A 12,239-nucleotide genomic window follows, 5' to 3' on the forward strand; every position below is an offset into this window, starting at 1 on the left:
GACAAGCACGTCCAGCGGGTTCGGGGGAGTCCACTGGCTCGTGCCGTCCTGGTTTCCACCTTTCCGGCGTGTGTCTGCCGCATACACCGCGTATCGGAGTGGATGCTGAGTGTCCCCGGACGTGCAGGAAGGAATGCGGAATGAATCGTGCCGTCGTCGCCGCCATGACCGAGGCGGGCGAGACCGCCGACACCCTCGCGGAGCGGGTCGGTGTCGACCCGAAGACCGCCGCGCGGTGGGCCAGCCATGGACGCATCCCGCGCCCGCAGACCCGTAGGCGGGTCGCAGAAGCGCTCGGCCGGGAGGTCACCGAGCTGTGGCCGGACGTCCTCAAGCGGCGCGAGCCGGCGTGGTTCCGACGGTGGGTGGACATCGAGCGCGAGGCGGTCGCGCTGCGCTGGTTCGAGCTGGCCTGGGTGCCCGGGCTGCTCCAGACCGAGGCGTACGCGCGGGCGACGCTGGCCGGGGAGACGCTTACCGCCGACGACGTCGGGCGGCTGGTGGAGGCACGCCTCCAGCGGCAGGCCATCCTGCGCCGGGACAACCCGCCGATGCTTGTGGTGGTGCTGGACGAGTTGGTGCTGCGCCGGTCCGCGTACGGCGACCGGGCCCTGATGCGGGAGCAGTGCGAGCATCTGGTGGCGTGCGGCGCGCAGCCCACCACGGCGATCCATGTCGTGCCCGCGTCGGTCGGCATGTACGCCGGGCTGGGCGGGCCCTTCACCCTCGCCGAGCTGGACGACGGCAGCGTGCTCGGGCACGCCGACAGCCAGGCCGAGGCGAAGATCGTCGATCAGTCCGCCGACATTGCTACCCTGGGCCGCAGGTGGGAACGCATCCGTGGCGAGGCGCTGTCACGGACGCAGTCCCTGACACTCCTCAGGGAAGCGGCAGCATCATGGACATGACCGGCGCGCAGTGGCGCAAGAGCAGCAAGAGCGGCAACAACGGCGGGAACTGTGTCGAGGTCGCCGACAACCTTCCCGGCGTCGTCCTGGTTCGGGACACCAAGGACCGTGCCGGCGGCACGCTCACCTTCCAGCCAGCGGCGTGGCGCGGCTTCGTCGAGCTGGCGAAGGCCGCCCGCCCGACCGCCTGACGCACCTCACACGAAGCCCTCGGCCACCGGCCGAGGGCTTCCGGCTGGGTCGGACAGCGGTCAAGCGGGTTGGGTGCGCAGGTAGCGGCCGAAGTGCGGGACGGTGAAGGCGACCGTGCCGCGCTCCCCGGAGTAGATCAGCCCCTTCTTGATCAACGCATCCCGGGCTGGGGAGAGGCTTGCGGGTTTGCGGCCGAGGGCCCGGGCGATCTCCGAGGTCGGCACCGCCGCGTCCATGTCGTCCCGGCCGCCGCCGTCGGTCTCTGCTTCGACGAGCGAGAGCGTCGCCATCGCGCGCATGTACTCGCGCTCGGCGGGAGTGGCCCGCTCGAAGCGGGAGCCGAAGAAGCCGACGGCCAGCTCCGCCTCGGCCTCCGGCGCGGCGACGCGTACGTCGGCCGGGGTGATCGGTGACCGGGGCGCATGATCCCAGGTGGCCTTCCCGTACGCCTGCACGAAGTACGGATACCCGCCGGACTTCTCGTAGAGCAGGTCGAGGGCCTTCGCCTCGTACTCGACGTCCTCCCGCTCGGCCGGCGCGCAGAGCGCGTGGTCGGCGGCGATCCGATCGAGACGGTCGATGCGTTGGTAGCGGAACAACCGCTCGGAGTACGACTTCGCCGCGCTCAGCACCGCCGGCAGGTGCGGCAGGCCGGCGCCGACCACGATCAGGGGCGCGCCGAGCTGCGAAAGCTCATGGCAGGCGGCGCAGAGCGCGGAGACGTCCTCCGGGCCGAGGTCCTGCATCTCGTCGATGAAGATGGCGACGCCGGTGCCGACGTCGCTGGCGACGGAGGCGGCATCGGTAAGCAGCTCCACCAGGTCGATCTCGATGTCGCCCGAATCGGCCCGGCCGCTGGCCGCCGGTACGTCGATGCCGGGCTGCCAACGGTCGCGCAGTTTCGGAGCGGCCCCGCCGCGACCGGTCGGAGCGCCCCGTTGGGCGAAGGCCTTGAGCACCCCGAGGAAGGCGTCGATCCGCTCCGGTGCCCGGTGCCTCGGTGCCAACTCCCGGACTGCCATGTGCAGCGCGGCGGCGATGGGTCGGCGCAGCGACTGATCCGGCCGTGCCTCGATCTTGCCGCTGCCCCAGAGCCGGTTGATGGCCTGGGAGCGCAACGTGTTGAGCAGGACGGTCTTGCCGACGCCGCGTAGCCCGGTGAGCATCAGGCTGCGTTCCGGCCGGCCCCGTGCGATGCGTTCCAGCACGATGTCGAAGACGTCCAGCTCCCGCCCCCGCCCGGCGAGTTCGGGCGGACGCTGGCCGGCGCCCGGCGCGTACGGGTTGCGGACCGGATCCACGCATCGCAGAGTATCGGGCCGTCTAGAGGAGAGGCTAGACATGGATAGACGGCGGTACCGGCGTGTTGCCCTCGACCAAAAACTAGTGCTGTCTAGCCTCCAAGCTAGACAGCACTAGTTTTGGCAATCGGTAGTCAGTCGCGCTGTTTGAGGCAGAGCACGAAGTCGAGCGAGTCCAACTCGCTGTCGTAGAAGTACCAGTTGGTGTAGCCGTCGACCCCCGCGCACTTCTCCTCGGCGTCACGCTCGCCGCCGGTCTTACCGTCGAACCGCCGCAGCACCTCGTACGACCTCGGCGCGCACTCACTGAGCAGCAGCCTGGGCTTGCCGCCAGCTGCGGCGTCGTTGCGTACGCACTGCCCGGCCTGCACGAAGCGGGGGTCGGCGGACGGTGCGGTGGCCGGATCGTCGGGCGGGACTTCCTCGCCCTGCGGGCCCGGCGTGGACGCCACCTCCTCGGTCGGTGCGGCCACCGGAGTCGGTGTCTGGTCGTCCCGCCCGACCAGATACAACGCCGTCGCACCGCCCAGCACCAGCACCAGGACGGCCGCCAGCACGACGAGCATCCGCCCGCGCCGACGCTGCGGCGGCGGTGTGGGTGCGCCGGCGTACCCGGTTTCCGCATCGTGCTGGTAGGCGGACTGCGCCCAGGCATCCGGCGGAAGGTGTCCCGACCCGGTCGTGCCGTACCGGCCGCCGCCGTGCCCCCCGGCGTCGTGGGACTCGCCGGACCGGTAGCCCTGGCCGCCTCCGTACACCTGGCCGTAGCCCTGATCCTGGCCGTACCCCTGATCCTGGCCGTACCACTGGCCGGGCTGTGGCTCGGGCCATGGCTGCTCGCCGGGCTGCGGCTCGTGCCACGGCTGCGGGCCTGGGCCCGGTGGTCCGTAGTTCGCCATGCGCACGCCCTCCTGAGCCGTCCCGTGAAGCCGGTGGGTGGCCGGTCGACCACCGGCACCGCCAACCGTCACCGTAGTGCCTACGGCAGGTCACCGGTGCCACACTGCCCGGCCGGTCGGCAACCCGATCGCCCTCCGTCAGATCAGGCGTAGCTGGCGGTCCTTGGGTCGCCGGGGGCCCTCGCTGTCGCCGAGGCGTTCGAACAGGCCCGGGTCCACCACGTCGAGGAACGGCGACGGGCGGCAGTCCCGCTCCGATCCGTGCCGGAATCGGCGGGCGGCGTGGCTGACGTAGAGCCGGTCCTGGGCACGGGTCAGCCCGACGAAGAAGAGTCGCCGTTCCTCGGCCACCGCGGCCTCGTCGGGCGTGGTCCCGGGCCAGCGCAGCGGCAGCAGTCCGTCCTCGGCACCGACCAGGAAGACCACCGGAAACTCCAGACCCTTCGCGGCGTGCAGGGTCAGCAGGGTGACCGCCTCGGCGCGTGGGTCGAGCGCGTCCACCTCGGCGCCGGTGGCGAGCTGGGACAGGAACATCTCCAGGTCGTCACCGCAGCGACGGGCCAGCGGTGTCAGCAGGTCGACGGCGGTCCGGACATCCTCCGGGCGTACCCCGCCGGACCCGTCCAGGGTCGGGGCGGCGAACCGGTCCGCGAGCACCTGGCCGGTGAGGCGTACCCGCGCGGGCAGGGCACCCTCGACACCGGGGGCGTGCCGCAGCTCACGAGCGATGGCGGCCACCCCGGGACGGTCCCGCAGCCGGTCGTGCGAGCGCTTCTGCACCGGGATGTTGGCCCGGGCCAGGGCGTCCACGATCGGCGCGGCCTGCGAGTCGGTGCGGTACAGCACCGCGATGTCCGAGAAGGACAGCGCGGTCGACCGTCCGTCGATCCGGCCGGAGTCCAGCGACCGGTGGGACAGGCCGCCGACCAGCTCGTCCACGGTGCGTACCACGAAATCGGCCTCGTCGGCGACGGAGGCCGCGGCGTACCGGCCGACAAGCGGCGCCTCCGGGTCGAGCCGGGCCGGATCCAACCGGCGACCCCGCACCAGCGATGACGGCGCGATGGCCTGCACCGCGGCGGCCAGGATCGGCGCGGAGGACCGGTAGTTGCGGTTGAGCCGGACGAGGCGGGCGTCGGTGAAGTCCTGCGAGAAACGCAGGAAGTACCCGACGTCGGCGCCCCGGAAGGAGTAGATGGCCTGGTCCGGGTCGCCGATCGCGCACAGGTTCCCGTCGGCCGGACTGAGCAGGCGCAACAGCTCGTACTGCACCGCGTCGACGTCCTGGTATTCGTCCACGAAGATCCACTGCCATCGCTGCCGGTAGCTGTCGACCAGCCGCCGGTCCTCCCGCAGCAGCGCCACCGGCAGGGTGAGCAGCTCGTCCAGGTCCACCAGGCCCTGCTTGCGCAGCAGCGCGGTGAAGCGGGCCGGGTCGTCTCCGGCCTCGGTCCGCGCGGCCGTCCGCTCCGCGTCGTCGGCGATCCGGAAGTCGTCGGGCAGGCCGGCGGCTTCGGCGTGCTCGCGCAGAATGGTCAGCCCGAGCGAGTGGAAGGTGCCGACTGTGACGTCCTCGGCGACCGGGCCGAGCAGGCCGTCGAGGCGGTGTCGCAACTCCTCCGCGGCCCGCCGGGTGAACGTGATGGCCAGGCATCGCTCGGGGAAGACGTTCAGCTCAGCGCAGAGATACGCGATGCGGTGGGTGAGCGTCCGCGTCTTGCCGGTGCCCGGACCGGCGACGATCAGCAGCGGACCCCCGGGTGCCGATGCGGCCACCCGCTGCATCGCGTCGAGCCGGTCGAGCAGGCCGGTGCCCACCTCCTCCATGCCGGCGAGCATCGGTTCGAACGGTTCGTGCGGGGAGGGCGCCGGCGCGATCGGCGGTGCCGGGGCCGCCGGCTTCCGCTTCGGCTCGGGCTTAGCCGACGGACGCTTGACACCGGCCGCCGTCCTCGCCGCAGCGCCCGCCTTGGCCGTGGTCTCCGAAGGCCGCCGTTGGGCGGGCACCGGCACGTCGAACAGCGTCTCCTGCCCGGCGGACACGCCAGCCCCGCCGCTCAGCTCGGCCGGGTCGAACAGGGTGATCACGCCGTACTCGCCGTCGTACCCCGGCACCCGGCGGACCTCGCCGCGACGGAGCCGGCCGATCGCCTCGGTGAGCAGTTCGCCGCCGACCCGGCCGATCTCGTCCAGCGGAACGCGCGTCAGGATCTCCAGCTCGGGGCCGAGCGCGGCGACCAGCTCGGTCAGCTTCCCCTCGACCCGCTTGGAGCGCGGACCGACCTTGTTGATCTCGCCGAGGATCTCGGCGAGCTGGATCAGGTGGGTCACCTCGGGGGCGTGCTGCGGCCGGTACCCCTCGGGCCGGTCGGCCAGATCCTCGACCCGGCTGAGTACGCCCACCGTCAGCGGTTTGCCGCACTCCGGGCAGCGTCCGCCGGCCTCCCGGGTCCGCTCCGGTGCCCAGTTCACCCCGCACAGCCGGTGGCCGTCGGCGTGGTACTTGCCCTCCTCCGGGAAGAACTCGATCGTCCCGGCCAGCCCGGCACCGGTACGCAGCGCCTCCCGGATGCCGAAGTAGTCCCGGGCCGAGGCGAAGACGGTGGCCTCGCGGGCGAGCGCGGGCGGCGAATGGGCATCGGAGTTGGAGACCAGCCGGTAGCGGTCCAGGCTGCCCACCCGCCAGTTCATCTCCGGGTCCGAGGAGAGACCGGTCTCCACCGCGAAGATGTGGTCGGCCAGGTCGGCGTAGCAGTCGGCGATCGCGTCGAAGCCGGACTTCGAGCCGAGGGCCGAGAACCACGGGGTCCAGATGTGCGCCGGTACGAGATACCCGTCCTCGCTCGCCTCCAGCGTGATCTCCAGCAGATCGCGCGAGTCCAGACCGAGGATGGGTCGACCGTCCGAGCCGAGGTTGCCGATCCGGCCGAGCGCGGCGTTGAACCGGCCCACCGCGTCCAGGTCCGGCAGATAGATCAGGTGGTGGACCTTGCGGGTCCGGTCGTCCCGCTTGTAGATCGTGGAGATTTCCACGCTGAGCATGAACCGGACCTGGTCACCCTCTGCCTCGCTGGCCAGCCGGGGCGGTAGCCGACGGGCGATGTCCCGCTCCGCTTCCGGTGACAGCCGGTACAGGCCCGGCTCGGCGGGATGCAAGGTATCCCGCAGGTGGTCGTACCAGGCGGGATGGGTGAAGTCGCCGGTGCCGAGGACGGCGATGCCCTTGCGGCGCGCCCACCAGCCGAGGTTCGGCAGGGTCAGGTCACGGCTGCAGGCCCGCGAGTATTTCGAGTGGATGTGCAGGTCCGCGACGAAGGGCGAAAGGCCACCGGGGGGTACGGCGCTGAACGGGGGCACGCCGCATCCTGTCACGATCGGCCGCGCTCCCGCGCGTCGCCACGCGTGAAGGTGAGCTGCGCTATGCCGAACGAAGCTCGACCAGGGTGACCTGAGGCTCCGCGCCGACCCGTACCGGCGGCCCCCAGAAGCCGGCGCCGTTTGTCACGTAGACCTTCGTCCCGTCCACCTCGCCGAGCCCGGAGACGACCGGCTGTTCGAGCCGGACCAGCAGGTTGAAGGGAACGATCTGGCCGCCATGGGTGTGGCCGGACAGTTGCAGGTCGACCCCGTACCTGGCCGCCTCCAACGCGGCCACCGGCTGGTGCGCCAGCAGCACCACCGGTCGGGACGGGTCACGGTCGCCCAACGCCGCGTCGTAGTCCGGTGGCGCGGAGACGCCGTCGCCGACGGCGGAGACGTCGTTGACCCCGGCCAGGTCGAGCACTCCGCCACGGGTGGCGATCTCCAGCCGCCGATTCTGGAGCACTCGCAGCCCGAGCCGGTCCACCTCGGCCACCCACTCCTCCACCCCGGAGTAGTACTCGTGGTTGCCGGTGACGAAGTAGCTGCCATGGCGTGCTCGCAGGTCGCGCAGTGGTGCGGCGTCGTCGCCCAGCTCGGCGACCGTGCCGTCGACGAGATCGCCGACCACGGCGACGATGTCGGCGTCCAGCCGGTTGATCGCGGCCACGATCCGCTCGGTGTGCGCCCGGCCGGTCAGCGGGCCGATGTGGATGTCCGAGACGGTGGCGATGCGCAGACCGTCCATGCTGCGGGGCAGCTTGGCCAGCGGGATCTGCACCCGGTCCAGCCGGGGCGGCCCCAGCGCGGTGCGTACGCCGTAGCCGACCAGGCCGGTGGCGGTGAGCCCGGCGAAGATCGCGGCACCACGGGCGAGCAGCAGGCGGCGGCCCGGATCGTGGTCGGGGCCGACGGCGCCGGCGGCCGGTCGCTCCGTCGTGCCGTCGGCGGTCGGCTGGGCCGGTGCGCTCGGCGCGGCCGGCTCCTCGGCCGCGGTCGCTTCGTCGGCGGACGGCCCAGCAATGGGCGTGGCGGCAGGGCCGACCAGGACCGGCTCCGGGGCGGCCAGGGTCGACCGGCGGCGCAGCGCCAGCCGCGTCACCAGCATCGGAACTTCCAGCACGACGAGCAGCACCAGCAGGTAGAACATCAGCGCGAGCCAGAGGTAGCCCGGCCAGGCGAGCCAGTACATCCCGGCCCGGGTGCCGAGCATCGTCGCCGGCACCAGCAGGGCCAGCACCACGGCGGTGACCGTGCCGGCCCGCCGCCAGCGCCCGGCGGTGGTGGTGTCCTTCACCAGGCGTTTCCACAGGTAGAGATGGATCAGCCCGGTGATCACGGCCAGGGTGGTGACGAAGCCGAGTACCGCGAACACGTGGGATCCCCCTCAGCCGCCGGCGAAGGGAGGCAGGACGTCGATCGTCGCCCCGGCCGGCAGCGGCTGCTGCCGATCATGACAGGTCACGCCGTCGATGAGAAAACTCGACACCGCCAGTACTGATACCAACCGTCCGCCGTGCCGCTCGGCCAGCTCCGCCAGCAATTCGTCGAGCGACCGGCCCGCGGTGGTGGTCTCCTCAGCGCGGCCGGCCGCCGCCCGAGCCCCAGCGAAGTAACGGACGGTGACGCTGGCCATGGTCAGCCTCCGATGGCCGACATCGGCCGCGTCGGTTGCAGGAAGGACGGGTCGTCGATGCCGTGCCCGGCCCGCTTGGTCAGCGTGGCCGCCCGCCAGCGTCGGGCAAGCTCCTCGTCGTCGGCTCCGGCCCGCAACGCGCCGCGCAGGTCCGACTCGTCGGTGGCGAAAAGGCAGTTGCGGATCTGCCCGTCGGCGGTGAGCCGGGTGCGGTCGCAGTCGCCGCAGAAGGGCCGGGTCACCGTGCCGATCACGCCGACCCGGGCCGGACCACCGTCGACCAGCCAGGTCTCGGCGGGGGCGGTGCCGCGTTCGGTCGGGTCCGGGTCGAGGTCGTACGCGGCCCGCAGCGTGGCCAGGATCTCGTCTGCGGTCACCATGGCCGCCCGGTCCCAGCCGTGCTGGGCGTCCAGCGGCATCTGCTCGATGAACCGCAACTCGTAGCCGTGGTCGAGGGCGAAGCGCAGCAGCGCCGGCGCCTCGTCGTCGTTGACGCCGCGCATCAGCACCGCGTTGATCTTGACTGGGGTCAGCCCGGCGGTGGCCGCGCCGGCCAGGCCGGCCAGCACGTCGGCCAACCGGTCCCGGCGGGTGAGCCGGGTGAAGCGTTCCCGGTCCAGCGTGTCGAGTGAGACGTTCACCCGGTCCAGACCGGCGGTACGCAGCGCGGGGGCGAGCCGGTCAAGGCCGATGCCGTTCGTGGTCAGGGATATCCGGGGTCGCGGTTCGAGGGCCGCGACGGCTTCGACGATGCCGACCAGACCGGGGCGGATGAGCGGTTCACCACCGGTGAACCGCACCTCGTCGACCCCGAGCCGGCACACCGCGACCCGGATCAGCCGGACCACCTCGTCGTCGGTGAGCAGCTGCGGTCCGGCCAGCCAGGGCAGACCCTCGGCGGGCATGCAGTAGGTGCAGCGCAGGTTGCACTTGTCGGTCAGCGACACCCGCAGGTCCCGGGCGACGCGGCCGTACCGGTCGACGAGGCCGGTGGGCGGGGGCAGGCTCACCGGTCGACGGTAGCGCGACCCGCCCCGCTCAGGGCGTCCCGGGCGCTCCTGGTTACCGAATCGCGGTATGCCGCACCGAACAGCGCGGTGTGCACGAGCAGCAGATGCAGTTGATGCAGTGGCACCCGGGCTCGCCACCCGTCGGCCAGCGGCCAGCTCTCCTGGTACGCCGCCATGATCCGGTCGTGGTGCGGAGGGCCGCCGAAGAGCGCCAACTGGGCCAGGTCGGTTTCCCGGTGCCCGCCGTGCGCCGCCGGGTCGACCAGCCAGACCCGGTCGTCATCGCCCCAGAGCAGATTGCCCGGCCAGAGGTCACCGTGGATGCGGGCGGGCGGCTCGTCAGCGCCTAACTCGCCAATCCGGGTGATGACCTGCTCGACCAGGGTGGCGTCGGCGCTGGTCAACGCACCCCCGTCGACCGATCGGCGCAGGTAGGGCAGCAGTCTGGTCCGGGCGAACCACTCCGTCCACGGGCCGTCGTGGGGCGTGTTGTCCGCCGGCAGGGCACCGATGAACCCCGGCCACCGCGCGCCGAACGCATCAGCGCCGGTCCGGTGCAACTCAGCCAGCTCCCGCCCGAAACGGTCGGCCGCCTCCGGAGTCGGCTCACCCGGGTCGACCCACTCCAACGCCAGCATTTCCGGCAACGTGACAAGTACCTCCGGTACGGCGACGGCATCGGCCTCGCGCAGCCACCGCAGACCGGCCGCCTCCGCGGCGAAGAAACCCTCCGGCACCGGCCGCTCCGCAGCTTCCGGCCAGGTTTTGGCGAACACCGAGTGACCGTCGTCAAGGGTCAGCCGGGCAGCCGCACAGATGTCGCCGCCGGACACCGGCGTCTCCCGGATCCGCTGATGGGTCAGGAAGGTGGGCAACTGCTCCGGATGCGCCCGCAGGTACGCCAGATCCATCCCCGCAACGTATCGCTAACCGACAGCGATCACGTGCATCGCGTACCCCTCGTACCGTTCCTCGGTCGGTGCTCAGGACAAGTGACGGTGGATTGGGCGTGAGCTGCGAAACTACGTTGTGTAGCTGTGGATAATCGGCGTGTCGTCCACAGGGGCAGCGCCGCCCGATCCCTGGCTCGCAGGCTGCCTGCATGAACTCGACCGAGCTGCCCCGACTGTCCGTACGCTCTCCCGCTGACCTCATCGCCGCCGTGCCGTATCTGCTCGGCTTCCATCCCGCCGACAGCATCGTGGTGGTGGCGCTGTCCGGTAAGCGGATCGTCTTCGCCGCCCGCGGCGATCTGCCCGGCGACGCCGACCCCTACGAGCCCGGCCAGCACATCGCCGCGGTGACCGCCCGACAGGGTGCCGACTCGGCCACCGTCGTCGGTTACGGCCCGGCCGCCCGGGTGACCCCGGCGGTGGACGCCGTCCGGGCCGCGCTGGCCGAGGCGGGGCTGGCCGTGCTCGACGCGCTCCGGGTCACCGACGGGCGCTGGTGGTCGTACCTCTGCGAGGAGCCGGAGTGCTGCCCGCCGGAGGGCACTCCGTACGACCCGCAGGCCAGCGCGGTGCCGGCGGCGGCGGTCTTCGCCGGACAGGTGGCCCTACCGGACCGGGCGGCACTCGCCGCGCAGGTGGCCCCGGCCGGCGGGGAGGAGATGCGGTACGCGGTCGACCGGGCGCAGCAGCGGCTCACCGACCTGTTGGCCGCCGCCCCCGCCACCGACCTGCTCGGCGCTCGGGCGCTCCGGGCGGCCGGCACGGCGGCGCTGCGGGCCACGGTCCGGCGGCACCGCGCTGGCGAACGGCTGACCGACGACGAGGTGGCCTGGCTCTGCCTGCTCCTGACCCACCTGCCGGTACGCGACCACGCGTGGGAACGCACCGACGGCCGGGACGAGGACGTCGCCTTCTGGGCCGAGGTGCTGCGCCGGGCCGACCCGGAGCTGATCGCCGCTCCGGGTGCGCTGCTCGCGTTCGCCGCCTGGCGCGACGGGCAGGGCGCGTTGGCGGCGGTGGCGTTGGAACGCGTGCTGGCCGAGCATCCCGACTACTCGCTCGCCGTGCTGCTGGACGATCTGCTCCGCCGGGGAGTGCCGCCGTCCCGGCTGGACGGCTGGCCGGCGACAGGTCTGCCGAGAGCGCGGCGCCGGGCGAGGCGACGCGCCCGACGGCGCCCTCGATGACCGTCTCTGCACCGGGGTCACCGCCCCTGGCGGCGGTGCCGGATAATCGCCGCATGTCCGAGCTTGCCGCCGGTACGGCATGAGCGTTGCCCTGCTGCTGTCCCTCGTCGGACTGGCGCTGGTGGACAGCACCAGCATCGGCACCCTGTTCATTCCGGTGTGGCTGCTGCTCGCTCCGGGGCCGGTGAGCGTCCGGCGGGTGATGATCTACCTCGGCACCATCGCCGGCTTCTATTTCGTGGTCGGGTTGCTGCTGTACTTCGGTGGCAGCGGCTTGGCCGAGCTGCTGGGCGGTGCGCTGGACAACCGGCCGGTGCTCTGGGGTCAGCTGGTGCTCGGGGTCGGCCTGTTCGTGCTGAGCTTTCGTTACGACGGCAAGCGTGGCACCGGTACGGGTCGGGTGTTGCGCTGGCGTGACCGGGTGACCGCCGGTGACTCGTCGGCTCGTTGGCTGGTGGGGCTGGCGCTGTTCGCGGCGCTGGCCGAGGTGGCGACGATGCTGCCGTACCTCGGCGCTCTGGGCCTGCTCACCACCTCCGGCCTGGCCGTGCCCACCAGCGTGGCGCTGCTCGGCGGCTACTGCCTGGTCATGGTGGTGCCGGCGATGCTGTTGCTCGGTGCTCGGGTGGTCTGGCCGAGTTGGGTGGAGCCGGTGCTGGCCCGGCTCAACGCGTGGATCGTCCGCACCTCGGGCAGCATGCTCGGCTGGGTTCTGGGCATCGCCGGCTTCCTGATCGCCCGCGACGCCGCGGCCCGGCTGGAGCTGTTCGAGATGCTGGCCAACCGCTGACGG

10 protein-coding genes and 1 pseudogene are annotated in these 12,239 nt (G+C 72.1%); 4 read left to right on the forward strand and 7 right to left on the reverse strand.

The annotated features are described in order from the left end of the window. The first annotated feature begins 140 nt into the window (after nucleotides 1–140). Both O7624_RS16055 and O7624_RS16060 read left to right on the forward strand, forming a co-directional pair. A complete protein-coding gene (locus O7624_RS16055) occupies nucleotides 141–908 on the forward strand; it encodes a helix-turn-helix transcriptional regulator (RefSeq protein ID WP_282236364.1) in 768 nt (255 codons plus the stop codon). Further along, a complete protein-coding gene (locus O7624_RS16060; protein ID WP_282236365.1) occupies nucleotides 899–1,099 on the forward strand; it encodes a DUF397 domain-containing protein in 201 nt (66 codons plus the stop codon). Before O7624_RS16055 ends, O7624_RS16060 begins: the two co-directional genes overlap by 10 nt. 60 nt (nucleotides 1,100–1,159) lie before the next feature. Here O7624_RS16060 and O7624_RS16065 read toward each other — a convergent pair whose 3' ends face one another. The 7 genes and pseudogenes from O7624_RS16065 to O7624_RS16095 form a co-directional block, all read right to left on the reverse strand. Continuing rightward, the gene (locus O7624_RS16065) at nucleotides 1,160–2,401 is read right to left on the reverse strand and encodes an ATP-binding protein (protein WP_282236366.1); all 1,242 of its coding nucleotides are present in this window, start codon (nucleotides 2,399–2,401) and stop codon (nucleotides 1,160–1,162) included. Nucleotides 2,402–2,535: 134 nt separating this feature from the next. After that, nucleotides 2,536–3,000: pseudogene (locus tag O7624_RS16070) on the reverse strand (flagellar basal body protein FliL); the annotation flags it as partial. 438 nt (nucleotides 3,001–3,438) lie between these two features. Next, nucleotides 3,439–6,657, reverse strand: coding sequence for a UvrD-helicase domain-containing protein (locus tag O7624_RS16075; RefSeq protein WP_282236367.1), 3,219 nt, complete (start codon nucleotides 6,655–6,657; stop codon nucleotides 3,439–3,441). Between the two features lie 61 nt (nucleotides 6,658–6,718). After that, the gene (locus O7624_RS16080; RefSeq protein ID WP_282236368.1) at nucleotides 6,719–8,035 is read right to left on the reverse strand and encodes a metallophosphoesterase; all 1,317 of its coding nucleotides are present in this window, start codon (nucleotides 8,033–8,035) and stop codon (nucleotides 6,719–6,721) included. A 12-nt stretch (nucleotides 8,036–8,047) separates the two neighbouring features. Continuing rightward, the gene (locus O7624_RS16085) at nucleotides 8,048–8,296 is read right to left on the reverse strand and encodes a MoaD/ThiS family protein (RefSeq protein WP_093410868.1); all 249 of its coding nucleotides are present in this window, start codon (nucleotides 8,294–8,296) and stop codon (nucleotides 8,048–8,050) included. Between the two features lie 2 nt (nucleotides 8,297–8,298). Next, nucleotides 8,299–9,306, reverse strand: coding sequence for a GTP 3',8-cyclase MoaA (gene moaA, locus O7624_RS16090; RefSeq protein WP_282236369.1), 1,008 nt, complete (start codon nucleotides 9,304–9,306; stop codon nucleotides 8,299–8,301). Next, nucleotides 9,303–10,217: a fructosamine kinase family protein gene (locus O7624_RS16095; RefSeq protein ID WP_282236370.1), complete on the reverse strand. Its 915-nt coding sequence runs from the start codon at nucleotides 10,215–10,217 to the stop codon at nucleotides 9,303–9,305. Before O7624_RS16095 ends, moaA begins: the two co-directional genes overlap by 4 nt. A gap of 191 nt (nucleotides 10,218–10,408) precedes the next feature. Between O7624_RS16095 and O7624_RS16100 the strand changes: the two genes are divergently transcribed. After that, nucleotides 10,409–11,446 carry a DUF4192 domain-containing protein gene (locus tag O7624_RS16100; protein ID WP_282236371.1) on the forward strand — a complete coding sequence of 346 codons (1,038 nt, stop codon included), beginning with the start codon at nucleotides 10,409–10,411 and terminating at the stop codon, nucleotides 11,444–11,446. A gap of 79 nt (nucleotides 11,447–11,525) precedes the next feature. After that, nucleotides 11,526–12,236 carry a GAP family protein gene (locus O7624_RS16105; RefSeq protein ID WP_093410859.1) on the forward strand — a complete coding sequence of 237 codons (711 nt, stop codon included), beginning with the start codon at nucleotides 11,526–11,528 and terminating at the stop codon, nucleotides 12,234–12,236. Nucleotides 12,237–12,239: the final 3 nt, after the last annotated feature.

Origin of the sequence: Verrucosispora sp. WMMD1129 (assembly GCF_029581255.1) — a bacterium.
Taxonomy (GTDB): Bacteria; Actinomycetota; Actinomycetes; order Mycobacteriales; family Micromonosporaceae; genus Micromonospora; species Micromonospora sediminimaris.

Coding starts and splice junctions, on each gene's coding strand:
- O7624_RS16105 (WP_093410859.1), top strand. CDS start 11,526: ATGAGCGTTGCCCTGCTGCTGTCCCTCGTCGGACTGGCGCTGGTGGAC.
- O7624_RS16085 (WP_093410868.1), bottom strand. CDS start 8,296: ATGGCCAGCGTCACCGTCCGTTACTTCGCTGGGGCTCGGGCGGCGGCC.
- O7624_RS16060 (WP_282236365.1), top strand. CDS start 899: ATGGACATGACCGGCGCGCAGTGGCGCAAGAGCAGCAAGAGCGGCAAC.
- O7624_RS16100 (WP_282236371.1), top strand. CDS start 10,409: ATGAACTCGACCGAGCTGCCCCGACTGTCCGTACGCTCTCCCGCTGAC.
- O7624_RS16095 (WP_282236370.1), bottom strand. CDS start 10,217: ATGGATCTGGCGTACCTGCGGGCGCATCCGGAGCAGTTGCCCACCTTC.
- O7624_RS16055 (WP_282236364.1), top strand. CDS start 141: ATGAATCGTGCCGTCGTCGCCGCCATGACCGAGGCGGGCGAGACCGCC.